Here is a 24,265-nt window from a genome sequence, read left to right as displayed (position 1 = left end):
GGCGGACCCGGCCGCAGGGGGCCACACTGACCTCATGGTCTCGACGCCGAGCGTGTCCTCATCCATCACCGCCCGTCTGCACGTGGAGGCCCGGCCGACCGCCGTCTCCGAGCTGACGTCCGCGATCGAGCAGACCGGTGGCATCGTCACCGCCCTCGACGTCACGGCGTCGGGCCACGAGCGGATCACCGTGGACGTCACGTGCGCCACCAGCGGGGAGGAGCACGCCGCGCAGATCGTCGCGGCGCTGCGCGCGCTGCCCGGGGTCGACGTCGAGCGGGTCAGCGACCGCACCTTCCTCATGCACCTCGGCGGCAAGCTGTCGATCGAGTCCAAGGTCCCGCTGCGCAACCGCGACGACCTGTCGATGGCCTACACCCCGGGCGTCGCGCGGGTGTGCGAGGCGATCGCGGCCCGGCCGGACGACGCCCGCCGCCTGACGATCAAGCGGAACACCATCGCCGTGGTCACCGACGGGACCGCGGTGCTCGGCCTCGGGGACATCGGCCCGCTCGCCGCCCTGCCCGTCATGGAGGGCAAGGCCGCGCTGTTCAAGCGGTTCGCGGGGATCGACGCGTTCCCGCTCGCGCTCGACACCACCGACGTCGACGAGATCGTGGAGACGGTCGTGCGGGTCGCGCCGGTGTTCGCCGGGATCAACCTCGAGGACATCTCCGCCCCGCGGTGCTTCGAGATCGAGCGGCGGCTGCGCGAGCGGCTGGACATCCCGGTGTTCCACGACGACCAGCACGGCACGGCGATCGTCGTGACCGCGGCCCTGACGAACGCCCTCAAGGTCGTCCGCAAGCAGATCGGCGAGGTCCGGGTCGTGCTGTCGGGCGCGGGCGCCGCCGGGACCGCGGTGCTCAAGCTGCTCCTCGCCGCCGGCGTGCGGGACGTGGTGGTCGCCGACATCGACGGCATCGTGCACACCGGCCGGCCGCTCGCGTCCCCGGAGCTGCGCTGGATCGCGGAGCGCACCAACCCGCGCGGCGTGACCGGGGAGCTCCGCGGGGCGCTCGCCGGGGCGGACGTGTTCATCGGCGTCAGCGCGCCGAACATCCTGACCGGCGCCGACATCGCGACGATGGCCCCCGACTCGATCGTGTTCGCGATGGCGAACCCGCGGCCCGAGATCGACCCCGTCGAGGCGGCGCAGCACGCCGCGGTGGTCGGCACCGGGCGCAGCGACGTCGCGAACCAGATCAACAACGTCCTGGCGTTCCCGGGGTTCTTCCGGGGGCTCCTGGACGCGCGGTCGCACGTGATCACCGACGACATGCTGCTGGCCGCGGCCCGAGCGCTGGCCTCCGTCGTGACGGACGACGAGCTCAACCCGGCGTACATCATCCCGAGCGTGTTCCACCCGGACGTCGCGACCACGGTGGCCGCCGCGGTCGTGCGCGTCGCGACCGCGTCGCAGGGTCCGCGCGCCGACACCGGGGCCGTCGCGATGGTGCCGGTGCCCGGCATCTGAGCCCGGCGCCGGGGGTTCCCCGGCGGCCCGCCGTAGACTCGTGCGGGTGCAGTGTCACCACTTCGACGCCGCCCGGTGTCGTTCCTGCACGTTCATCGAGCAGCCCTACGCCGACCAGCTCGCCGCCAAGCAGGAGCGCTGCCGCGAGCTGCTGCTCCCGTTCGGCCCGGTGGACTGGCTCGACCCCGTCGCCAGCCGGGAGCACGGCTTCCGGAACAAGGCAAAGATGGCGGTCGGCGGGACGGTCGACGCCCCCACGCTCGGCATCCTGGACCCCGGCGGCGCGGGGGTGGACCTGCGGGACTGCGGCCTGTACCCCGCCACCCTGCAGGCGGCGCTCCCGACGATCGCCGCGTTCGTCACGCGTGCCCGGCTGGTCCCGTACGACGTCCCCACCCGGCGCGGGGAGCTCAAGTACGTCCTGGTCACCGAGTCCCCCGACGGGGAGCTGATGGTCCGGTTCGTGCTGCGCTCGACCGAGGCGCTCAGCCGGATCCGCAAGCACCTGCCGTGGCTGCTGGCCGCCCTGCCGCGGGCCGTGGTCGTGTCGGCCAACCTGCTGCCCGAGCACAAGGCCGTGCTCGAGGGCGAGGAGGAGGTCGTGCTGACCGAGCGGTCGACGCTCCGGATGCGGGTCAACGACGTCGACCTGCACCTGCGGCCGCAGAGCTTCTTCCAGACGAACACCGAGGTGGCCGCCGCGCTGTACCGGATCGGCCGCGAGTGGGTCGACGCCGCCGATCCCGCGAGCGTCTGGGACCTGTACTGCGGCGTCGGCGGCTTCGCCCTGCACGTCGCGCGGCCGGGCCGGGACGTCGTGGGCATCGAGACGAGCGCCGAGGCCGTCGCCAGCGCCACCCTCAGCCGGGACGACCTGGGCCTGCCCGGCGTGCGGTTCGCCGCCGGGGACGCGACCGCGTTCGCGCTCGGCGCCGAGCAGGCGCCCGACCTCGTCGTCGTGAACCCGCCGCGGCGGGGCATCGGCCCGGCGCTCGCCGGCTGGCTCGAGGCGTCCGGGGTGCGGGACGTCGTCTACTCCAGCTGCAACGCCGCGTCGCTCGCGCGCGACCTGACGGCGATGCCGTCGCTGCGCCCCCGCCGCGGCCGGCTGCTGGACATGTTCCCGCAGACGGGGCACTACGAGGTGGTCGTCGCGCTGTCCCGCGACTGAGCTCACGGGCCCGCGAACACCGCGATCGTCGCCTCGTCCACCTCCCGGTCCGCGTACACGAGCCGGACCGCCGACGGGTCCGGGTTGCCGGCGTCGGGTCCGCGCCAGACGCGGGTCAGCCCGGCGCGCTCCACCGTCCGGAGCGACCCCGTGTTGTGCTCCAGCAGATACGCGAGCACCGGCAGGTCGGGCCGGGCGGCGTGGGCGGCGGTGCGCGCCGCTGCGACCACCTCCTGCGCGTACCCGTGCCCCCACTCCTCCGGCACGAGCCGGTAGTAGAGGTTCCAGCCGACGCCGCCGCGCATGGTGCACCCGCCCATCCCGACCAGCCGACCGTCCGTCGCGGCGCGGACCGCCCACGGCCCCAGCCCGTGCTCGTCCCACGACTCGCGGTACCGGTCCAGCAGCCGCTCGGTCTGCTCGACGGTGGTGTGCCGCCCCCACGGCCAGTGAACGTAGCCGCGGGGGTCCGCGTGCAGGGCGTGCAGCTCGGGCAGGTCGGCGGGCACGGGTGCGGTCAGGTGCAGCCGGTCGGTCCGCACCGAGGTCTGGTCGGTCACGGCCACGAGTCTGCCCACGGCCGCCGACATCACCCCGCAGCCGTGGCTTTCGTCCCATGTCCACGACCCGGAGGAGCGGCACGCTGGTGCCCATGCTCAGCGTCGCCGAGGCCCTCGACTACCAGACGGCCGCCGCCCGGACCAAGACGGACCTGGCCCGCCGGCCCGGCGTCTACCTGGTCAACACGATGCTCGCCGGGGCGTACATCGGGCTCGGCGTGGTGATCATGACGACCGCCGGCGGACCGCTCGCCGACGCGGGGTCCGGGTTCACCCCGCTGGTCCAGGGGCTCGTGTTCGGCGTCGCCCTCATGATCGTGGTGGTCGCCGGCGGCGAGCTCGCGACCTCGGCGATGATGGTGTTCACCCAGGGCGCGATGCGCGGGGCGATCTCGTGGGCGCGCGCCGGGGCCACGCTGCTGGCCTGCCTGGCCGGCAACCTGCTCGGCGCGATCGTGCTCGCCGGCATCCTGCACCTGTCCGGCGCCCTCGGCCCCGACCGGCCCGCCGGCCGGATGATCGCGTCGATGATCGTGCACAAGGCCGAGGAGTCCGGCACCGAGCTCTTCTTCCGCGGCGTGATGTGCAACCTGATGGTGTGCCTGGCGATCTGGTGCGCGGGCCGGCTGCAGAACGAGATGGCGAAGATCTTCGTGATCTTCGCGTGCGTGATGGTGTTCATCACCTCCGGCTTCGAGCACGTGGTCGCGAACATGACCACCTTCTCCGTCGGCATCATGGGCGGGCTGCCCGACGCCACCGTGGCGGAGTTCGCGCGCAACGTGCTGCTCGTCGGCCTGGGCAACCTGGTCGGCGGCGGGCTGCTCGTGGGTGCCGCCAACGCGGTCGCCGCCGCACCCGCCCGGCCGACGGCGCCCGCCGGGTCGGCCGACCCCACCGCACCCGTCGCACCCGCCGACCCCGCGGCGCGCCCCGCGCCGAGCGCCCTCGACGCGCAGCCGGAGCCCGTCGCCGCCCGCTGAGCCCGCCGGCGGGACGCGGCTCGCCCCACGCCGCCACCGACCGGCGGATCGGACATCTCGGGCGCGCCGTCCGGCGTGCGCGCGGGCGGCGCTCTACGGTCGTACCGAGCACGGACGTGACCTGACCGGTGGCGTCGCACACCGAGCCCGCAGCGCGCAGGCGCCCTCCGCTCCTGCCCCGCGCCGCGAGGCGGCGACAAGGGAGCAGACATGAGCAGCACCTCGGACCGCGAGCACCAGGACGACGCGGCGGCGCCCGCTCCCGACGGCACCGAGCGACCCGCTCCCGACGGCACCGCGGAGCCGGCAGCCGACGCCGCAGCGGACGCTCCCGCCACGTCCGGCGCGACCCTATCCGGCGCGACCCCGTCCGGCGCCACCGCATCCGGCGCGACGGCCGCCGCCCGCAAGCCGCGGACCCCGCGGCAGCCGCGCGGCGCGGCGTCGACCGGCAGCTCCGCCGCCCCCGTCACCGAGCCGTCGCCCGCGACCGAGCCCGTCGCGACGTCGCCCGGCACCTCGGGCACGTCGGGCGCCTCGAGCACCTCGCCCGCCCCGGGCCAGACGCCCCGCCCGTCCGACGAGCCCGGTCCGGCGGCCCTCGCCGGCCCGACGTCCGGCACGGGCACCGGCTCCGGCTCCGGCTCCGGCTCCGGCTCCAGCTCCGGCTCGGGCTCCGGCCCCGGCTCCGGCTCCGCCGAGCGTCCCGCGCCGACCGGCACGCCCTCGCGCGGCACGAGCGCCCACCGCGCGTCGCGGCCCGCTCCGGTGCCGCCCGCCCCGGAGGTCGCGCTGCCGTCCGTCCTGCCGACGACGCCGGTCGCCGGCGGCACCAGGTCACCGGCCACCGCTGCCGTCGTCTCGACGGACGGCCCGGGGGCCCCGACGGCGCCGCTGCCCGCGACCACGCCCGCCACCGGTGCCCACCCGGCGGTCAACGACGCGCCCGCCCCCTCCGAGCCGGTGCGGCGCACGAGCATCCGGGGGGCCGAGGCGCGTGCCGCCGCGGTGCTCACGGCGGGCGCGACCGCGGCGGGGACCACCGGGTCTCCGGTCGGCGCCCCTCCCGCCGCCGAGCAGCCCGACCCGGACCTGCCGGGCACGGGCCCGTCCGACGCGAGCGTGCCCTACGGCGACGCCTCCGCACCGACCACGCCGAACGGCCCGGAGCCGGTGGGCCTCTCCCACCAGGACGAGCCGGAGGGTGCCGGCGGCCTGCGGTCCCGGCGCGGCGGCGGGTCGACCGCGGCACGCCCGGAGCCGGTGCGCCGGCCGGGCGGTGGCGCGGGACGTGCGGTGCTGGGCGTGCTGGTGGGCCTGCTGGTCGGGGCGGTCGGCATCTGGACGGTGGTGTTCGGCCAGTCGCGGGTCCTGGCCGCCCAGGCCCCGGGGTGGGACGCGTCGTACGACCCCATCGGCGTGCTGCTGGTGACGCTCGGCGTCTTCGTCCTGGCCGGCGTGCTCGCCCTGGGCCTGTGGACGCCCGCCGTCCCGGTGACGGCGGGGCTGGCGGCCACGGTGCTCGGCGCGGTGCTGCTGTACGTGCCGGCGACCACGCACGAGGACCTCGTGCGCTGGGTGGCGACGGACGCCACGCGGGAGTCAGTGACGCAGGCGACCGTCACGGCGACCTCGGGCACGGTGTTCGTCGTCGGTGCCCTGCTGCTCGTGGCGGGGCTGGTGCTGCCCGTGGCGCGCCGCCGCTGGGTGCCGCGCGGCTGAGGGAGCGGGCGGCCGGCGTGCCGCGTGACGGGCATGCCGCGCGACGGCGGCGCCGCGCCCGTCACCACCGGGTTCGCGCGACGCCTGGGACGAAAGTCCTACTAGAGTGCCGGGAGACGCGGCGAACCCGTCCGCGCCAGACCGCACCGACGTCGTTGCGCTGGAGGACACGTGGCCCTCGACAACTCCGACCCCCGTACCGCCGAGCCCGAGGGCGGCCCCGCCCCCGAGCCTGAGCGCACCCCGGGCCTCGAGAACCTGCTGACCGAGGACCGCCGCTTCCCGCCGGACCCGGCGTTCGCGGCGCAGGCGAACGCCCACGCCGAGCTCTACGCGTGGGCCAACTCGGCGCCCCTGGAGTTCTGGGCCGAGCAGGCCCGTTCGCTGCTGGACTGGGCGGAGCCGTTCCACGAGGTGCTCGACTGGTCGCACCCCCCGTCGGCCCGCTGGTTCGCCGACGGGCGCCTGAACGCGGCGTACAACGCGGTCGACCGGCACGTGGCGGCCGGTCACGGGGACCGCGTGGCCCTGCACTTCGAGGGCGAGCCCGGCGACACCCGGACGCTCACGTACGCGGACCTGCAGCGCGAGGTGTCGAAGGCGGCCAACGCGCTCGCGGCGCTCGGCGTGCGGACCGGCGACCGGGTCGCGATCTACCTGCCGCTGATCCCGGAGGCCGTCATCGCGATGCTGGCGTGCGCCCGGATCGGCGCTCCGCACTCCGTGGTGTTCGGCGGCTTCTCGGCCGAGGCCCTGCACTCGCGCATCGTCGACGCCGACGCCCACGTCGTCATCACGGCGGACGGCGGGTACCGCCGCGGGGCCGCGAGCCCCCTGAAGCCGACGGTGGACGAGGCCCTCGCCAAGGGCTCCGGCGACGTCGTGCGGAACGTCCTCGTGGTCCGGCGCACCGGGCAGGACGTCCCGTGGACCGCGGGACGCGACGTCTGGTGGCACGACGCGGTGGACGCGGCGAGCGACCAGCACGACCCGGTGCCGCTCGAGGCGGAGCACCCGCTGTTCATCCTCTACACCTCCGGCACGACCGGGAAGCCGAAGGGCATCTTCCACACCACCGGCGGCTACCTGACCCAGACCGCGTGGACGCACCTCAACGTGTTCGACCTCAAGCCGGAGACCGACGTCTACTGGTGCACCGCCGACGTCGGCTGGGTCACCGGGCACTCGTACGTCGTCTACGGCCCGCTGGTGAACGGCGCCACGCAGGTGATCTACGAGGGCACGCCGGACACCCCGCACCGGGGCCGCTGGTGGGAGATCGTCCAGAAGTACCGGGTGTCGATCCTCTACACCGCCCCGACCGCCATCCGGACCTGCATGAAGTGGGGCGACGACATCCCCGGCGGGTTCGACCTGACGAGCCTGCGCGTCCTCGGGTCGGTCGGCGAGCCGATCAACCCGGAGGCGTGGACCTGGTACCGCCGGGTCATCGGCGGCGACCGCACCCCGGTCGTCGACACCTGGTGGCAGACGGAGACCGGCGCGATCATGATCAGCCCGCTGCCGGGCGTCACCACCGCGAAGCCCGGGTCCGCCCAGACCCCGCTGCCCGGCATCGCCGCCGACGTCATCGACGACGACGCCCACCCCGTCCCGAACGGCTCCGGCGGCTACCTGGTCCTCACCGAGCCGTGGCCGGCGATGCTCCGCGGCATCTGGGGCGACGAGCAGCGGTTCACGGACACGTACTGGTCGCGGTTCCGCGGCATCTACTTCGCGGGCGACGGCGCCAAGAAGGACGAGGACGGCGACATCTGGCTGCTCGGCCGCGTCGACGACGTCATGAACGTCTCGGGGCACCGGCTGTCGACCACCGAGATCGAGTCGGCGCTCGTGTCGCACCCGTCGGTCGCCGAGGCGGCGGTCGTCGGCGCGAACGACGAGACGACCGGGCAGGCCGTGGTCGCGTTCGTCATCCTCCGCGGGGACGCGGTGGCCGGCACGGCCGAGGAGGTCGCCACCGAGCTGCGTGCGCACGTCGCGCAGCAGATCGGCCCGATCGCCAAGCCCCGGACCATCCTGGTCGTGCAGGAGCTGCCCAAGACCCGGTCGGGGAAGATCATGCGCCGCCTGCTGCGCGACGTGGCGGAGCACCGGAAGGTCGGCGACGCGACCACCCTGGCGGACTCCTCGGTGATGGACCTGATCCAGCAGGGCCTGGAGAAGCCCGGGAGCTGACATGGTGGGACGTCTAGGGCCATTGCCGCCGCGGCGCAAGGGCCCTAGACTGCACCGATGGTGAGCGAGCAGCCGACGAGGTCGGTGGTGCAGCAGCTCCGCACCGCCGGGTTCTCGAGGAGTGAGTCCCATGCACGGTGACGACCGGCCGGTGACGGTCAGCGCCCGGCCGCGGTACACCGCGAACGTGACCCGCGAGGGCCGGTGGTGGATGGTCGCCGTCCCCGAGGTCGACGGGCTGACGCAGGCCCGGCGGCTGAGCGAGGCGGGCACGATGGCGCGCGAGCTCGTCTCCCTCGTCCTCGACGTGGACCCCGACGCCTTCGACCTGACGGTCGACGTCGTGAGCGTCGACGGCGTCGAGGTGCGTGACCGCCTCGCGGAGATCGAGCGGGAGCGCGCCGAGGCCGCGGACCTGGAGCGGCGCCTCGCCCAGCACACGCGCTCCCTGGCCCGCGACCTCGCGGCGCGGGACGTGCCGCAGCGCGACATCGGCGCGATCCTCGGGGTGTCCCACCAGCGCGCCAACCAGCTGCTGGCGTCGGGCTGACCTCAGGGGCGCCCGACGCCAGCACGCCGGGTGCCGCCCGGTCGGCGCGTCAGCGCGTCGGGTGCGTGAGCTCCCCGGTGCGCGCCACACCGCCGAGCCAGTGCGCGCTCGGCTTCGGGGTGCGCTCGAAGGTGTCGCGGTCCCACCCGATGAGACCGAACGTCGGCGTGAACGAGCCCCACTCGTAGTTGTCGAGCGCGGACCAGTGCAGGTAGCCGCGGACGTCGACGCCGTCGGCCATCGCGTCGTGCAGCCCGACCAGCGCGTCGTGCGTGTAGTCGATGCGCCGGGCGTCGTCCTGCGTCGCCATGCCGTTCTCGGTGACGACGATCGGCACGCCGCCGGTGCGCTCCCACGCGTTCCGGACGCCGATGCCGAGCGCCGGCGGGAAGTACTCCCAGCCGGTCAGCGTGGTCTCGACGCCCTCCGGGACGGGCAGCGGGTTGCCGTCGGTGTCGATGAACGTGCGCAGGTACGCCTGCACCCCGATCCAGTCGTCGCCGGCGGAGGCGTCCAGGAAGACGTCCTCCCGCGGGTAGCCGTAGGCCTTCGTCGCCTCCTCGGCGCCCGGGGCGGCGTGGTACGCCTGGGTGGCGACCGACCAGCCGGACCGGACCTGCGGCAGCGCGGACAGCACCTCGCGGGACCGCTTGTGGGCGTCGATGAGGGCGTCGGTGATCTGCGGGTCCGGCGCGGGCAGCCGGGACGCGGTCATCTCCGTGCCCTCCTCGCCGCGGGTCATCGCGACCATGTTGGGCTCGTTGATCGTGCAGACCCACTCGACGTCGTCGCCGAGCACCGGCAGGGCGATCTCGGTGAACCGCTGGAACAGCTCGGGGGCGTCCGGGTTCCGCCAGCCGCCGAGCCGGGCGAACCAGCGCGGGTGCGTGAAGTGGTGCAGCGTCACCGACGGGGTGAGGCCGTGCTCCCGGCAGGTGTCGACCATGCGCCGGTAGTGCGCGAGCTGCGCCTTCGACACGAACCCCTGCTCGGGCTCGATGCGCGCCCACTCGATGCTGAACCGGTAGGTGTTCAGGCCGAGGCCCGCGAGCAGCGCGATGTCCTCCGGGTACCGGTGGTAGGAGTCGGCGGCGTCACCGGACGGCTCCGGCAGGTCGGTGCCCGGCGTGTGCTCGCGCACCCACCAGTCGGAGTTCACGTTGTTGCCCTCGATCTGGTGCGCGGCCGTGGCGGCGCCCCAGAGGAAGCCCTCGGGGAAGCGTCGGGTGGTCATGCGGGTCCTTCCGTCGTGCAGACGTGCGTGCGGGTCGTGCGTCGTCGCGGGGTCACTTCAGTCCGGCGGTCGCGACCCCCTGGATGAAGTACCGCTGCAGGGCGACGAACAGCAGGAGGATCGGCGTGATGATGAGGACCGCGCCGGCGAGCAGCAGCCCGTAGTCGGTGGCCTGCTGCCCCGTGGAGTACAGGGACAGCGCGACGGGCAGCGTGTACATGTCCTGGCTCTGCGCGGCGACGAGCGGCCACAGGAAGTTGTTCCACGAGCCCAGGAACGTGAGGATCCCGAGCGTCGCGAGCGGCGGCCCGCACAGCGGCATGACCACCCGGGCGAAGATGCGCAGCTCGCCGGCGCCGTCGATACGGGCGGCCTCCATCAGCGGCTCGGGGATCCCCAGCATGAACTGCCGCATGAGGAACACGCCGAGCGGCTGGGTGAGGAACGGCAGGATCAGCGCCGGGTACGTGTTGAGCAGCCCGAGCGACGTGACCTGCACGAACAGCGGCACGAACGTGACGACGCCCGGGACCATCAGCATGACCATGACGAGCGTGAACAGGACGCGCTTGCCCGGGAAGTCCATCTTGGCCAGGGCGTAGCCGACCATCGAGCAGAACAGCAGGTTGCCGAGCACGGTCACGACGGCGACGATCACCGAGTTCGTGAAGAACTGGCCGAAGCCGAGGTCCGTGAACCAGCGGCCGAAGTTGTCGAAGGTCGGGTCGGCCGGCCAGATGGTCGGCGGCTTGGTCAGGATCTCGCGCTGCGTCTTGACGGAGCCGAGCACCATCCAGACGAAGGGCAGCAGCCACAGCGCGACGCCGACCACGAGCACGCCGTAGGTGAGGGCGCGGCCGGTGGTCATCCGGCGGCGGCGCGGGGACGCCGGCACCGACGGCCGGGCGAGCGCCTCGACGGCCGGGTGCGGCGACGGAGGAGTCACAGCGGACATGGGGGTCTCCTCGGTCAGTCGTCGGACCGCAGCAGCCGGAACTGCAGCAGGCTGAGCAGCGCGATGGCCAGGAACAGCACGTAGGACGCGGCGGACGCGAACCCGTACTTGCCGAAGCCGAACTGCTCGAACGTGTAGAAGGCGGTCGAGAGCGTGGAGTCCAGCGGGCCGCCCTGCGTCATCACGAAGGCCTCCTCGAAGAACTGCAGGTACCCGACCGAGATGAGCACCGCGCCGAGCAGCAGCGTGGGCCGCAGGAGCGGGAGCGTCACGCTGCGGAACCGGCGCCACGAGCTCGCGCCGTCCATGACCGCGGCCTCCTGGACCTCCTGCGGGACGGCCTGCAGGCCGGCCAGGAAGATCACCATGAGCGTGCCGACGTTCCGCCAGACGGCCATGAGGATCAGCGAGGGCAGCGCCCACGTGGTCGAGGTCAGCCAGCTCGGGCCCTCGATGCCCACCCAGCCCAGCGCGGTGTTGAGCAGGCCGTCGGGCTGCAGGATGTACCGCCACACCACGGAGACCGCGACGATGCTGGTGACGACCGGGGCGTAGAACCCGACCCGGAACGCCGCCCGGAACCGGCCGATCCCGGAGTTCAGCGCGACCGCGAGGGCCAGGGCGACGGCCATCGTGACGGGGATGCCGACGACCACGAAGGTCGCGGTCACCCCGAGCGACTTCAGGAAGCGCGGGTCGCCGAACAGGTCGACGTACTGCTGCAGCCCCACGAAGTTCACCGCGAACGGCGTGCGGACGTCGCGGGAGGTGAAGTCGGTGAACGACATCGCGAACGACGACACCAGGGGCACCAGCATGAAGAACCCGAACACCAGGACGAACGGCGCGGCGAACAGCCAGGCGACGTAGCCCTGCCGGCGGCGCCGGGCGGCGGCCGGCCCGCGGGGGGCCGGGGCCGCCCGGCCGGAGCGCGTGGCCCCGGCCGGGCGGGTGGCGGCTGCGGTGGACATGACCGTCAGCCCATGCCGATCGACGTCGCCTGCTCCTGCAGGTCGGCGAGCGCGTCGGCCGGGTCCTCGCCGCTGACGGTCATCCGCTCCAGCACGGAGTCGGCGGCCGCGTTCACCTGCACCCACGTCGTCGTGACCGGCGGGGCGACGGTGTCCTCGAGCTGCTCGCCGAAGACGGCGAGCTTCGCGTCGTCTGCCAGGGCCGGGTCGTCCCACGCCGCCTGCTGCGAGGGCAGGTCACCGGTGACGCCGTACCACTCGACCTGCACCTCGGGCTGCGTCAGCCAGTCGACGAGCTTCCAGGCGGCGTCCGCGTTGTCGGACTCCTCGAAGACGACGAGGTTCGAGCCGCCCGCGAACGACGTGGAGCTCTCACCGGCCGGGATGCGGGCCGTCGCGTACTTGTCCTCGAAGCCCTCGCCGCCGAGCGTCGCGAGCTGGCCCATCATGAACGGGCCGTCGATCAGCATCGGCGTGGTGCCGGCGACGAACTCGGCCTCCTGGGCGCCCGCGGTGCGGTCGGCGGAGGCGTTCGCGACGCCGTCGGAGAAGAAGGACGTGTAGTACTCGTACGACTCGACCATCTCGGGCGTGTCGAGCGTCCACTCCGTGACGTCGTCGTTCGTCAGGCTGGCGCCGTTGGACCACGCCGCCCACAGCGACCCCTGGAACGAGTCGTTGCCCGCGGACTGCAGCCGGATGCCGTAGTCGGCGCCCGCCTTGTCCTGCATGTCGGCGGCCATCTGCTTGAGCTCGTCCTGCGTGGCCGGCGCCTCGGTCCAGCCCGCCTGCTCGGCCAGGTCGGTCCGGTAGTACAGGACGCGGGTGTCGACGTACCAGGGGACGCCGACCGCGGTGCCGTCGAGCTCCGCGGTGCCGAGCGGGCCCTCGAAGATGCCGCTCGTGTCGATGCCCTCGGGCACCGGCGCGAACGCGTCGCCGAACTCGGCCATCCAGGTGGTGCCCATCATCGCGAGGTCCGGCGTGGTGCCGGCGGCGATGGCGGTCTGGAACTTGTCGCGGGCCGCGTCCCAGGGGATCGGGACGACCTCGATGTCGACGTCGGGGTTGGCGTCGACGAACTCCTGCACGAAGTCGGGCAGGGCCTCGCCCTCGGCGCCCATGGCCCACACGGTGAGCTCGCCGGTGGCCTCGCCCGCGGCGAGGGTCGAGGCGTCGGTGCTGCCCTCGGAGCCGGTGTCGTCGGAGCGGCCGCACGCGGTGAGGGCGGTCAGGGCGAGCGCGGTCACCAGGGCGACACGCGCAGCGGGACGGATCATGGTTCGTTCCTCCTCGAACGGACGGTGCGGCTGATCGGCGCGCTGTGCGCCGCGGGTTCTATGCGCTTAGATCGTCTGTGATGTTAAGCGCATAGACTGATCCCCGCAAGTACCCGCCCGTCGCCGGGACCGACGTCGGGCACCGGCCCGGGACCGAGCACCTAGCATCGGTCCCGCCCATGAGGAGGTGAGCAGTGCCGCGTCGACCGACCGTCTACGACGTCGCGGAGCGCGCCGGCGTGTCGATCGCCACGGTGTCCTTCACGTTCCGGCAGCCCCAGCGCGTGCGCGAGTCGACCCGCGCGGCCGTCCTGGTCGCGGCACGGGAGCTCGGCTACGTCCCGAGCGCCAGCGCCCGCGGGCTCGCGCACGGCAGCACCGGCGCCCTGGGGCTGTACTCGTTCGACCTCATGCTCGCCGCCCCGCAGGAGGGCGCGGACGACCCGCGGCCGCCGCACGCGGCACCGGCCGGCCCCGACGCGGACGACCCGGACTCCGACCCCCGCGCCTTCCCGCTCTACGTCGACGAGGTGCAGCGCGGCTTCGAGCTCGAGTGCTGGCAGCGCGGGCAGGCGCTCCTGCTCAGCAGCGGCACGGGCTCGCGCGCCTCGGTGACCGACGTCGCCGGGCGGGTCGACGGGCTGGCGGTGTTCCCCGGCCCCAGCCCCGTCGAGGCGCTCGAGCACATCGCCCGCCGCATCCCGGTGGTCGCGTTCAGCATGCCGCCGGTGGCCGACGGCCTGCACCACGTCACCGTCGACAACCGCGCGGGGATGCGGGACGTGGTCGAGCACCTCGTCCGCGACCACGGCCTGCGGGACCTCGCGTTCGTCGGCCGGCTGTCCACCCCCGACTACGCCGAGCGGTTCGCCGGGTTCCGGGACGCCATGACGCAGGTCGGGCTCGAGGCCCCCGCCGAGCCGCTGGACCCGACCGACCTCGCGGAGCCGCACCGGTTCGAGGTGCTGGCCGAGCTCGCCGCCGCCGACCGCCTCCCCCGGGCCGTGGTCTGCGCGAGCGACCAGCTGGCCCTCGCGGTGCTGGACCTGCTCGCCGCCCGGGGCGTGCCCGTGCCGGAGCGGGTGGTGGTCACCGGCTTCGACGGCATCCTCGCCGGGCGCCTGGCCCGCCCGACGCTCACCACCGTGCGGCAGCCGATGGCGGCGATGGGCCGGCTCGCCGTCCAGGTGCTCGTGCGGCACGCCGGCACGCCGGCCGAGGAGCCCGAGTCCCACCGCCTGCCGGTGCAGGTCGTGCGCCGCGAGAGCTGCGGCTGCCCGCACGCCGGCTGAGCGCGCGGCCCGGCGGGTCTGGCGGGGTCGAGGCGGGTCAGGCGCGCCCGCGACCCGGGCTCCGCCGGTCCAGCACGCCGACCACGAGCAGGGCGGCGACGAGGACGGCGGCCAGGGCGGTCATCGCCGTGGTCGCCGGGACGGACCTGGCGGCGACGCCGAGCGCGAGGGCCGGCAGACTCATGCCGAGGTAGGCGACGAGGAACAGGCCCGCGAGCGCCTCGCCGCGCCGCCCGTCGCCGGCCAGGGCGGCGACCGTGCCGACCGCCGAGGCGAACAGCAGGCCCGCGCCGACGCCGGTCAGCACGCCCCCGGCGAGGAACAGGCCGAGGCTCGACGTCCGCATGCCGACGACCAGGACGAGCAGGCCGAGCGCCTGGGCCGGCACCCCGAGCCGCAGCCGGAGCGAGGCCCCGGCCCGCACGGTCAGCGCCTGCGCGGCCGCGGCGGAGCCGAACACCAGGAAGACGACGAGGCCCGCGAGCACGCGCGACGGGTGGTGCAGCGTCCCGGCGACGAACCCGGGCGCGACGGACGTGAACACGCCGAACACCGCGAACGAGGCGAACGCCGCGGCGAGCGCCAGCGCGTGCCGCGCGGGGTCGGCGTCGGCCCGGCGCGGCCGCTGCGGCCGGTAGGCGGGCCGGACGGCCGGTCGCTCCACGGTCTCCGGCGCGAGCAGCACGCCGGCCAGCCCGACGGCGAGCAGCACCGCGAACACCGCGTACGGGAGCCGCAGCGGCGCGCCGGAGGCCTCGGCCAGCACCCCGCCGGCCAGCGCCCCGAGGCCGAGCCCGCCGATGTTCGCGACCGTCGCCACGACCTGGGGCCGCAGCTCGGAGGCGCCGGGTCGGTGCCGGCGGTGCAGCTCGGACAGGTGGGCGGTCGCGGTCGCGGTCAGCACACCGACCCCGAGGCCGCCGACGAAGCGGGCGGTCAGCAGCGTCGCCAGGCCGGTCCCCGACAGGAACAGCGCCGCGGCGACGAGCTCCAGGACGAGCGCCGGGGCGAGGACCCGCTTGCGCCCGACCCAGTCGGACACGTGCCCGGCGAGGACCAGGCTGAGCGCGACGCCGGCGGCGTAGGCGGCGAACACGACGGTGACCGTGAAGGTCGAGAAGCCGTCCGCCGCCTGGTAGAGCGGGTAGAGCGGCGCGGGCACGGTGGAGAACGCCATCGTGGCGAGGAACGCGAGGGCGACGAGCCAGAACCCGGTGCCGTGGCCGGCGGTGCGGCGCGCGGGCCGGACGGCGGTCGGGCGGGAGCGGGGCGCAGGGCCGTGGAGGACATGCCGTCCACTCTCGGCCGGGGTTGTCCATCACGTCCAACACCTATTCGCGCTCGGATCGATCTGATCCGGTGATAGCGTCGAAGACATGGAGCTGCGCCACCTGCGGGCCTTCGTGGCCGTCGCCGAGGAGCGGAGCTTCACCGCCGCCGCGACGCGGCTCTACGTCGTGCAGTCCGCGGTCTCGGCCTCGGTCAAGGCGCTCGAGCACGAGCTCGGTGCGGTGCTGCTCGAACGGACGTCACGGCGGGTGGACCTCACGGACGCGGGGGCGGTGCTGCTCCCGCACGCGCGGGCGGCCCTCGACGCCGCGCGGGACGCCCGCGAGGCGGTCGCGGAGGTGCGCGGCGGCCTGCGGGGGACGGTCCGGGTGGGCACGATGACGTCGACCGGCCTGGTGGACGTGCCCGGCCTGCTCGGCGCGTTCCGCCGGTCGCACCCCGGCGTCGCGCTGCGGCTGAGCGCGGCGCCCTCCGGGTCGCGCGGGCTCGTCGAGGCGGTCGCGGAACGGCGGCTGGACCTGGCGTTCGTCTCCGTCCCGGGCGGGTCGGCACCGGGCGTCCGGCTCACCGCGCTGGCCGAGGCGCCGATGGACCTGGTCGTGCCGCCGGACCACCCGCTCGCCGCGTCCGCCGAGGTCACCGTCCCGGACCTGGACGGCCTGGAGTTCGTCGACTCCCCCGCGGGCTTCGGCAACCGCGCGGTGACGGACGACGCGTTCGACGCCGCCGGCGCGCGCCGGCGCGTGACCATCGAGGTGGCGGACATCGGCACGGCGGCCGCGTACGTCCGGCAGGGCCTGGGCGTGGCGGTGCTGCCGCGGTTCACCGTCGCGCACCTCACCGACCTGGTGGTCGTGCCGTTCGCCGGCGACGCGCTGCGCTGGCCGATGTCGCTGGCGCTGCCCGCCGACCGCTCCCCGGGGGCCGCGACCACGGCGCTCGCCCGGCACGTCCGGGAGCAGCTCGGGCGCTGAGACGCGGGGCCCCGGGTGCTAGACGCCCAGCAGCCGGCGCACCTGCCGCACCGCGGCGCGGCCCGCCCGGTTCGCCCCGACCGTGCTGGCGCTCGGCCCGTACCCGACCAGCTGCACGCGCGGGTCGGCGACCACGCGCGTCCCGTCCATGAGGATGCCGCCGCCCGCGTGCCGGAGGCCGAGCGGGCCCAGGTGGTCCAGCGCCGCGCGGAACCCCGTCGCCCACAGCACGACGTCGGCGGCGACGCGCTCCGGCCCGGTGACCCAGCCGTCGGGCAGCGGGCCGCGCGCCCGGGCCTCGTCCCACTCGGCGCCGTCCGGCACCAGCCGGGCGAACACGGGCCTGGCGCGCAGCACCCCGCTCGCGATGCCCTCCCGGTACTCGTCGGTCAGGGGCAGGCCGGTCGCGGCGACGATGCTCTGCGGCGGCAGGCCGGCGCGCGTGCGCTCGTCCACCCGCGCGACCGCGTCGCGGCCGAGCTCCGGGCTGAACTCGTCGTCCCGCCAGTCCGGGGGCCGGCGCGTCACCCAGGTGGTCGCCGCGGCGTGCGGCGCGATCGCCAGGAGGTGCTGGACGGCCGAGATGCCGCCGCCGACCACGAGCACCCGCCGGCCCGCGAAGTCCTCCGGGGCCCGGTAGTCGTGCGTGTGCAGCTGCGTCCCCGCGAACTCCTGCATGCCCGGGTACGTCGGCCAGAACGGCCGGGTCCAGGTGCCCGTCGCGTTGACGAGGGCCCGGGTGCGCCAGGTGCGGGCGACGCGGCGGCGGGCGGGGGACGCCGGCGGGGCGTCGTCCGGTGCGGGGCCACGAGGTCCGGCGCGGGGGAGGCCCGGGCACCGGCCGGCAGGTGCCCGCGCCTCCCCCGAGGCCGTCGTCGGGGTCCGGCGGTGCCGCGGGGACGGCGGGGGCCGCGGAGGCCGCGGGGTCCCGGACCGGGCCGGGGGCGCCCGCGCGGGCACGGTGTGCCGACGGGTCCAGCCGCTCGAGCGTCTCCACCGCCAGCAGCCGGTCCGGCCCGCCGAGGTCGCGGACGTGCCGCACCTGCACGGGCCGGCGCACCGGCAGCCCGAGGTCCCGCTCGTAGTCGCCGAAGTACCGCGGCAGCGCGTGGCTCGCGGGCTCGTCGCCGTCGAACCGGGGCAGCGGGCGGCCGGGCAGCTCGTACACGCCGTTGACGGTGCGCATGGTCAGGCCGGGCCAGCGCTCCCGCCACGCGCCGCCGGGCCCGGGCGCGGCGTCGAGCACGACGAACGCGCGCCGCCGGGGCGGGGGGCGTCGGCCGGGTCGGCGGGGCGGGCCGCGGTAAACCCGGAGCGGGCCAGGTGCGCCGCCACGGCGAGCCCCGCCTGCCCCGCGCCGACCACCACGACGTCCGCGTACGCGTCGGTCGGGGCGTTCGAGGGCACGTCGGGCACGAGAGGTGCAACGCGCCGCCTGCGCCGGACGTTCCCCGCCGCGTCGCCGCGGTGGTGGGATGGGGGGCGTGGTCGAGCAGCAGCACGTGAACCCCCGCACCGGTCCCCTCCCCGCCGGCGAGGTGGCGGCCGTCCGCCGGCTCGCCGAGGCGGCCGCGGCGCACGACGGGGTCGCGCCCCTGTCGGAGCAGCCGCTGCTCTGGCTCTCGGGCGCCGGCCCGGACGTCACGCACCTGCTGGTGCCGGGCCCCGGCGACGGCCTCGCGGGCTACGCCCAGGTGGACCTCCGCGATCCGGCGCTCGCGACGGCGGAGGCGGTCGTCGACCCCGCGCACCGCCGGCGCGGCACGGGATCCGCCCTGCTCGCCGCCGCGCTCGACGCCGTCCGCGCGCGCGGGGGCGACGCCGTGTCGGTGTGGGCGCACGGCGACGTCCCGCCCGCCCGCGCCCTGGCGGCGGCGCGCGGGCTGCCCGTCGTGCGCGAGCTGTGGCAGATGGCGCTCGAGCCGGTCGCCGTGCCGCCGCTCCGCGACCTCCCGCCCGGCGTCACGGTGCGCCCGTTCGAGCCCGGCCGCGACGAGGACGCGTGGGTCGCCGTGAACGCGCGCGCCTTCGCCGAGCACCCGGAGCAGGGGCGCCTGACGCGGACCGACCTGGAGGACCGCATGGCGGAGCCGTGGTTCGACCCCGCGGGCCTGCTGCTCGCCGAGCGGGACGGCCGGCTGCTGGGCGCGGGCTGGACCAAGGTCGAGGACCCCGCCGCGGGGGTGGGCGAGATCTACGCCCTGGGCGTCGACCCGGACGCGCAGGGCCAGGGGCTGGGCCCGGCGCTGACCGCCCGGATGCTGGACCACCTCGCGGGCCGGGGCGTGCGGCGCGTCGTCCTGTACACCGAGGGGGACAACGCGCCGGCGATCCGCGTCTACCGGGCGGCGGGCTTCGAGCGATCCGCCGTGGACGTCGTCTACCGCGTCGCCTGAGCGCCCCGACGGCGCCCCCGGCCCCCCGCGGTCGCCGTTCGGTCACCCACCGGACACGTCCTGGTGCCACCATGTGGGGATGAGCGACGACACCTCCTCCGACGGCGCCGCCCGGGGCCGGTCGCGCCGCGACGCCTCCGCCGCGACGACGGCCCGGACCGCCGCGAGCCGCACGTCGGCGACCACCCGGCGCAGCAGCCGGACCTCCGCCGACGGCCGCGCCGCCGCGTCGCGCTCGACGAAGACGGCGGACAGCACCCCCGGCCCGGCGACCGCCCCGGCCCCCGCGACCTCCGCGGCGACGACCCGCAGCCGGCTCGCGCCGGAGCTCGCCGCGCACATCGCCGAGCACATCGCGCCGCCCGCCGATGCCGGCGTCTCGCCGCTCGCGGACGTCCTGGACGAGCTGCCGCCGCTGCCGGCCGACCGGTTCCTCGACCGGGAGGTCAGCTGGCTCGCGTTCAACGAGCGCGTGCTGCAGCTCGCGGAGGACCCGTCGCAGCCGCTGCTGGAGCGCGTGCGGTACCTGGCGATCTTCGCGTCCAACCTCGACGAGTTCTTCATGGTGCGGGTCGCCGGCCTGAAGCGGCGCATCGCGACCGGCCTGGCCGTGACCGCGGCCTCGGGCCTGAGCCCGCGCCAGGTGCTCGAGGCGATCAGCGTGCGCGCCCACGACCTGGCCGCGCGGCACGCCCGCGTGTTCGCCGAGCAGGTGCAGCCGGAGCTCGCCACGCAGGGCATCACCCTGGTCCGCTGGGAGGAGCTCGGCGAGGCCGAGCAGGACCGGCTGCGCAAGTACTTCCGCAAGCAGATCTTCCCGGTGCTCACGCCCCTCGCGGTCGACCCGGCGCACCCGTTCCCGTACATCTCCGGCCTGTCGCTCAACCTGGCCGTCGTCGTGGTGAACCCGTCGACCGGCAAGGAGCACTTCGCCCGCGTCAAGGTGCCGCCGCTGCTGCCCCGGTACATCGCCGTCGACGCCAAGGGCCGCCCGGCCGCCGCCAACGCGCAGGCCCGCACGGACCGCGGCCCGATGTCGTTCGTGCCCGTCGAGGACGTCATCTCCCAGCACCTGGACCAGCTGTTCCCCGGCATGGAGGTGCGGGAGCACCACACGTTCCGGGTCACCCGCAACGAGGACGTCGAGGTCGAGGAGGACGACGCCGAGAACCTGCTCCAGGCGATGGAGAAGGAGCTGCTGCGCCGCAAGTTCGGCCCGCCGGTGCGCCTGGAGATCGCCGACTCGATCAGCCCCCGCATCCGCCAGCTGCTGGTGCGCGAGCTCGGGGTCGCCGAGGAGGAGGTGTACGAGCTGCCCGCGCCGCTCGACCACACCGGCCTCAACGTCGTCGCCGACCTGGACCGCGCCGACCTGCAGTACCCGCGCTTCGTGCCGACGACGCACCGGTTCCTCGCCGAGGTGGAGAGCGCCTCGCCCACGGACGTGTTCGCCGCGATCCGGACCCGGGACATCCTGCTGCACCACCCGTACGACTCGTTCTCGACGTCGGTGCAGACGTTCCTGGAGCAGGCGGCCGCCGACCCCAAGGTGCTCGCCATCAAGCAGACGCTGTACCGGACGTCGGGCGACTCCCCCATCGTGGACGCCCTGATCGACGCGGCCGAGGCCGGCAAGCAGGTGCTCGCGCTGGTCGAGATCAAGGCCCGCTTCGACGAGCAGGCCAACATCGAGTGGGCGCGCAAGCTCGAGCAGGCCGGCGTGCACGTGGTCTACGGCATCGTCGGGCTGAAGACGCACGCGAAGCTCTCCCTCGTGGTCCGCCAGGAGTCCGACGGGCTGCGCCGGTACTGCCACGTCGGCACCGGCAACTACAACCCGAAGACCGCGCGCATCTACACCGACCTGGGCCTGCTGACCTGCGACCCGGACGTCGGCCAGGACCTGACCCGGCTGTTCAACCAGCTGTCCGGCTACGCCCCGAAGTCGCGGTTCCACCGGCTGCTCGTCGCGCCGCGCTCCGTGCGGGCCGGGCTGGTCGAGCGCATCGAGCGGGAGGCCGTCGCCGCGCGCGAGGGCCGGCCGTCGTGGATCAAGATCAAGGTCAACTCGATGGTCGACGAGGAGACCATCGACGCCCTGTACCGGGCGTCGCAGGCGGGCGTGCCGATCGACCTGTGCGTCCGGGGCATCTGCGCCCTGCGGCCGGGGATGCCGGGCCTGTCGGAGACCGTGCGCGTGCGGTCGATCCTCGGCCGGTTCCTGGAGCACTCCCGCGTGTTCGCGTTCGCGGCGGACGCGGGCGTGAGCCCGGAGGTCGCGGACGCCGGGCGGGACGACCCCGAGCAGCGGCTGCCCGGGCCGGAGATCTACATCGGGTCCGCCGACCTCATGCACCGCAACCTCGACCGCCGTGTCGAGGCGCTCGTGCGCCTGGGCGACCCCGACCAGATCGCGGAGCTCGTCGACCTGCTCGACGCGTCGATGTCGGACGAGACCTCGTCCTGGCACCTCGGCGCGGACGGGGCGTGGACCCGGCACTCGGAGGGCCCGGAGGGGCCGCTGCGGGACATCCAGTCCACGCTCATCTACCGCCAGCGCCGACGGTTGGGCGCCGCGCGGTGAGCACGGGCCTCGTCGTCGTCGAGGCCGCGGGAGCCCTGGTCTGGCGCGTCCGTCAGGGCCGCCTGCAGGTCGTGCTGGTGCACCGCCCGCGGTACAAGGACTGGTCGTGGCCGAAGGGCAAGCTGGAGCCCGGCGAGCACGTCATCACCGCCGCCGTGCGGGAGGTCGAGGAGGAGACCGGCCTCGACGTCGTGCTGGGCCGGCCCCTGCCGGGGCTGGAGTACCCGCTGTCCGACGGCCGGCTCAAGCGCGTGCACTACTGGTCGGCCCAGGTCGCGGGCCGCCCCGACCGGCCCGCCGTGCACGCGCGGCCCCCGGCGGAGCACGCGTCCGCGGACGAGATCGACCGGGTGCGGTGGGTCGACGCCGACGTGGCGCGCCGCCGCCTGACGCGCGAGGACGACCGGGAGCCGCTGGACGCGCTCGTCGAGGCCCACACGAAGGGCCGGCTCGACACCCGGGCCCTCGTCGTCGTGCGGCACGGCCGTGCCCGCAGCCGCGCCTCCTGGCCCGGCGGGGAGGAGACGCGCCCGCTCACGGACGTCGGGCGCCGGCAGGCCGAGGCGCTGGTGCCGGCGCTGTCCGCGTACGGGGTCGTCGAGGTCGTCACGAGCCCGTGGTCGCGGTGCGGTGCGACGGTCGCGCCCTACGCCGCGTCGGCCGGGATCACCCCGGTCCAGGACGAGCCGCTGACCGAGGCGCAGCACGCCGAGTCGCCCGAGAAGACGGCGGCCGTGGTCGCCGCGGCCCTGCGCACCGGCGCGGACGTCGCGGTGTGCACGCACCGGCCGGTGCTGCCGACGGTGCTGCGGGTGGTCGGGGACCACGCACGGCGGCGCGTCGCCGAGGAGCTGCCCGCCGAGGACCCGTACCTGCGACCGGGCCAGATCCTGGTGGCGCACGTCAGCGGGGCGCCGGACGCACCGCGGGTCGAGGCCGTCGAGGTGCACGCCCCGCTGGTGCCGGTGCGCGCCTGAGGGAGCGCGGCGTCAGCCGAGGAAGATCGCGAGCACCGTGTAGACGAGCCCGCCGACCAGAGCCGCGGCGGGGATGGTCAGGACCCACGCGACGCCGATGCTCTTCGCGACGCCCCAGCGCACGGCGGACAGCCGCTTGGTGGCGCCGACGCCCATGATCGCCGAGGTGATCGTGTGGGTCGTGGAGACCGGCGCGTGCAGCCAGTACGCGTTGAGGTAGAGCACGATCGCCGACACCGACTCGGCGACGAAGCCGCGCGCCGGGTCCAGCTCGATGATCTTGCGGCCGAGCGTGCGCATGATCCGCCAGCCGCCGGAGTACGTGCCCAGCGAGATCGCCGTGGCCGCCGAGAGCTTGACCCACAGCGGGATGTCGTCGTTGTTCTCGTGGAACCCGCCCGCGATGAGCGCCAGCAGGATCACGCCCATCGTCTTCTGCGCGTCCTGCAGGCCGTGCCCGAGCGCCATCGCGGCGGCCGAGGCGGTCTGCGCGAGCCGGAAGCGGCGCTGCGCGGGTGCCGGGGACGCCCGGCGCACCAGCCAGAGCACCCCGACCATCCCCAGGAACGCCACGCCGAACCCGACGAGCGGCGAGATCACCATCGGCAGGACGACCTTGTCGAGGATCGCGCTCCAGTGCACCGTCACGCTGGACGCGACACCGACGCCCGCGAGCCCGCCGATGAGGGCGTGCGTCGACGACGACGGCAGTCCCAGCCACCACGTGATGAGGTTCCAGGTGATCGCGCCGATCAGCGCGGACAGCACGATCACCAGGCCCTCGTGCGACGAGACGTCGTCGATGCTGATGATGTCGTGCGCGATGGTCGTCGCCACGTTCGTGCCGAGGAGGGCTCCGACGAGGTTGAACACCGCCGCCATGATGAGCGCCGCGCGGGGCGTCAGCGCCCGCGTCGACACCGAGGTGGCGATCGCGTTGGCCGCGTCGTGGAAGCCGTTGGTGTAGTCGAAGCCGAGCGCGAACGCGACAACGACCACGACGAGCGCGAGTTCCACCGGTGCTCAGGACTCCTTGAGCGCGATGGTCTCGACGGTGTTGGCGACCTTCTCGAAGGCGTCCGCCGCGTCCTCGAGCTTCTCGACGACCTCCTTCAGCTTCATCAGCTGGATCGGGTCGGTGATCTCGTCGAACATCTGAGCGAGGAGCTTGCGGTGCACCTTGTCGGCCTGGTTCTCGAGGCGGTTGACCTCGACCCAGTACTCGGACAGGGAGTCCATCGAGCGCAGGCGGGGCATGGCGTCCGCGGTGAGCTCGGCCGCACGCTGCAGCACCTGCACCTGGTCGGAGACCCGCGCCGGCAGGGCGTCGAGCTTGTACAGGACGATGAGGTCGGCGGCCTCCTCCATGAAATCCATGCAGTCGTCCAGCGTGGAGGCCAGGTTGTAGATGTCGTCCCGGTCGAACGGGGTGACGAAGGTCTGGTTGAGCCGCCGCATGATCGAGTGGGTGGCCTCGTCGGCCAGGTGCTCGACCTCGCTGATCTGCTTCCCGAGCGCCTTGCGGGCGGTGCGGTCGGCCCCCAGCAGCTCGGCCAGCAGGTTCGCGCCGGTGACGAGGTGCGCCGCAGAGGCGGCGAGGAGATCGAAGAACGAGGTGTCGCGCGGGGTGAGGCGCAGGCGCACGGGAGG

Annotated in this window: 19 protein-coding genes and 1 pseudogene; 11 read left to right on the top strand and 9 right to left on the bottom strand. The window is 74.9% G+C overall.

The window, feature by feature from the left end:
* Positions 1-34: 34 nt before the first annotated feature.
* Complete coding sequence (locus QNH85_RS14835; protein ID WP_282947602.1) at positions 35-1,477, top strand: NAD-dependent malic enzyme; 1,443 nt, start codon at positions 35-37, stop codon at positions 1,475-1,477.
* Positions 1,478-1,523: 46 nt separating this feature from the next.
* Positions 1,524-2,648: a 23S rRNA (uracil(747)-C(5))-methyltransferase RlmC gene (gene rlmC / locus QNH85_RS14830; RefSeq protein WP_282947601.1), complete on the top strand. Its 1,125-nt coding sequence runs from the start codon at positions 1,524-1,526 to the stop codon at positions 2,646-2,648.
* Between the two features lie 2 nt (positions 2,649-2,650).
* On the opposite strand, the gene QNH85_RS14825 is transcribed toward rlmC, so the two are convergent.
* Positions 2,651-3,208: a GNAT family N-acetyltransferase gene (locus QNH85_RS14825; protein WP_282947599.1), complete on the bottom strand. Its 558-nt coding sequence runs from the start codon at positions 3,206-3,208 to the stop codon at positions 2,651-2,653.
* Between the two features lie 92 nt (positions 3,209-3,300).
* Between QNH85_RS14825 and QNH85_RS14820 the strand changes: the two genes are divergently transcribed.
* The 4 genes from QNH85_RS14820 to QNH85_RS14805 all read left to right on the top strand — a co-directional run bounded on the left by QNH85_RS14820 (position 3,301) and on the right by QNH85_RS14805 (position 8,662).
* Positions 3,301-4,191: a formate/nitrite transporter family protein gene (locus QNH85_RS14820; RefSeq protein WP_282947597.1), complete on the top strand. Its 891-nt coding sequence runs from the start codon at positions 3,301-3,303 to the stop codon at positions 4,189-4,191.
* 210 nt (positions 4,192-4,401) lie between these two features.
* Positions 4,402-5,913: a hypothetical protein gene (locus QNH85_RS14815; RefSeq protein ID WP_282947595.1), complete on the top strand. Its 1,512-nt coding sequence runs from the start codon at positions 4,402-4,404 to the stop codon at positions 5,911-5,913.
* A gap of 258 nt (positions 5,914-6,171) precedes the next feature.
* Positions 6,172-8,112: an acetate--CoA ligase gene (gene acs / locus QNH85_RS14810; protein ID WP_282947634.1), complete on the top strand. Its 1,941-nt coding sequence runs from the start codon at positions 6,172-6,174 to the stop codon at positions 8,110-8,112.
* Between the two features lie 130 nt (positions 8,113-8,242).
* Positions 8,243-8,662 carry a hypothetical protein gene (locus QNH85_RS14805; RefSeq protein WP_282947594.1) on the top strand — a complete coding sequence of 140 codons (420 nt, stop codon included), beginning with the start codon at positions 8,243-8,245 and terminating at the stop codon, positions 8,660-8,662.
* A gap of 49 nt (positions 8,663-8,711) precedes the next feature.
* Here the strand turns inward: QNH85_RS14805 and QNH85_RS14800 are convergent, their stop codons facing one another.
* From QNH85_RS14800 to QNH85_RS14785, 4 genes are read right to left on the bottom strand one after another with little or no spacing between them, the layout of a single operon-like run.
* Positions 8,712-9,896 (bottom strand): glycoside hydrolase family 1 protein, encoded by a 1,185-nt coding sequence (locus QNH85_RS14800; RefSeq protein WP_282947593.1) that lies wholly within the window; start codon positions 9,894-9,896, stop codon positions 8,712-8,714.
* A gap of 52 nt (positions 9,897-9,948) precedes the next feature.
* Entirely contained in the window at positions 9,949-10,851 is a 903-nt protein-coding gene (locus tag QNH85_RS14795; protein ID WP_428830418.1) for a carbohydrate ABC transporter permease, read from the bottom strand.
* A 14-nt stretch (positions 10,852-10,865) separates the two neighbouring features.
* Positions 10,866-11,822: a carbohydrate ABC transporter permease gene (locus QNH85_RS14790; RefSeq protein WP_213283889.1), complete on the bottom strand. Its 957-nt coding sequence runs from the start codon at positions 11,820-11,822 to the stop codon at positions 10,866-10,868.
* A 5-nt stretch (positions 11,823-11,827) separates the two neighbouring features.
* Positions 11,828-13,102, bottom strand: coding sequence for an extracellular solute-binding protein (locus QNH85_RS14785; RefSeq protein ID WP_282947591.1), 1,275 nt, complete (start codon positions 13,100-13,102; stop codon positions 11,828-11,830).
* 194 nt (positions 13,103-13,296) lie between these two features.
* Between QNH85_RS14785 and QNH85_RS14780 the strand changes: the two genes are divergently transcribed.
* Positions 13,297-14,394 carry a LacI family DNA-binding transcriptional regulator gene (locus QNH85_RS14780; protein ID WP_282947589.1) on the top strand — a complete coding sequence of 366 codons (1,098 nt, stop codon included), beginning with the start codon at positions 13,297-13,299 and terminating at the stop codon, positions 14,392-14,394.
* 37 nt (positions 14,395-14,431) lie between these two features.
* On the opposite strand, the pseudogene QNH85_RS14775 reads toward QNH85_RS14780, so the two are convergent.
* A pseudogene (locus QNH85_RS14775) lies at positions 14,432-15,580 on the bottom strand (MFS transporter); the annotation flags it as partial.
* A gap of 190 nt (positions 15,581-15,770) precedes the next feature.
* Between QNH85_RS14775 and QNH85_RS14770 the strand changes: the two are divergent.
* Positions 15,771-16,658, top strand: a complete 888-nt coding sequence (locus QNH85_RS14770) for a LysR family transcriptional regulator (protein WP_282947588.1) — start codon at positions 15,771-15,773, stop codon at positions 16,656-16,658.
* An 18-nt stretch (positions 16,659-16,676) separates the two neighbouring features.
* Here the strand turns inward: QNH85_RS14770 and QNH85_RS14765 are convergent, their stop codons facing one another.
* The gene (locus tag QNH85_RS14765) at positions 16,677-17,618 is read right to left on the bottom strand and encodes an NAD(P)-binding domain-containing protein (RefSeq protein WP_346016329.1); all 942 of its coding nucleotides are present in this window, start codon (positions 17,616-17,618) and stop codon (positions 16,677-16,679) included.
* A 524-nt stretch (positions 17,619-18,142) separates the two neighbouring features.
* Between QNH85_RS14765 and mshD the strand changes: the two genes are divergently transcribed.
* The 3 genes from mshD (at position 18,143) to QNH85_RS14750 (ending at position 22,615) form a co-directional block, all read left to right on the top strand.
* Positions 18,143-19,054, top strand: a complete 912-nt coding sequence (gene mshD, locus QNH85_RS14760) for a mycothiol synthase (protein WP_282947587.1) — start codon at positions 18,143-18,145, stop codon at positions 19,052-19,054.
* A 79-nt stretch (positions 19,055-19,133) separates the two neighbouring features.
* Positions 19,134-21,638: an RNA degradosome polyphosphate kinase gene (locus QNH85_RS14755; RefSeq protein ID WP_282947586.1), complete on the top strand. Its 2,505-nt coding sequence runs from the start codon at positions 19,134-19,136 to the stop codon at positions 21,636-21,638.
* Entirely contained in the window at positions 21,635-22,615 is a 981-nt protein-coding gene (locus QNH85_RS14750) for an NUDIX hydrolase (protein ID WP_282947585.1), read from the top strand. The genes QNH85_RS14755 and QNH85_RS14750 overlap by 4 nt, the downstream gene beginning before the upstream one ends.
* A gap of 12 nt (positions 22,616-22,627) precedes the next feature.
* Here QNH85_RS14750 and QNH85_RS14745 read toward each other — a convergent pair whose 3' ends face one another.
* Together QNH85_RS14745 and QNH85_RS14740 are read right to left on the bottom strand one after the other, a co-directional pair.
* Entirely contained in the window at positions 22,628-23,632 is a 1,005-nt protein-coding gene (locus tag QNH85_RS14745; RefSeq protein WP_282947583.1) for an inorganic phosphate transporter, read from the bottom strand.
* Positions 23,633-23,638: 6 nt separating this feature from the next.
* Positions 23,639-24,259 carry a DUF47 domain-containing protein gene (locus tag QNH85_RS14740; protein ID WP_282947581.1) on the bottom strand — a complete coding sequence of 207 codons (621 nt, stop codon included), beginning with the start codon at positions 24,257-24,259 and terminating at the stop codon, positions 23,639-23,641.
* Positions 24,260-24,265: the final 6 nt, after the last annotated feature.

The organism is Cellulomonas endometrii, from assembly GCF_949769265.1.
Lineage (GTDB): Bacteria > Actinomycetota > Actinomycetes > Actinomycetales > Cellulomonadaceae > Cellulomonas > Cellulomonas endometrii.
This window is presented reverse-complemented; position numbering and strand designations above follow the sequence as displayed.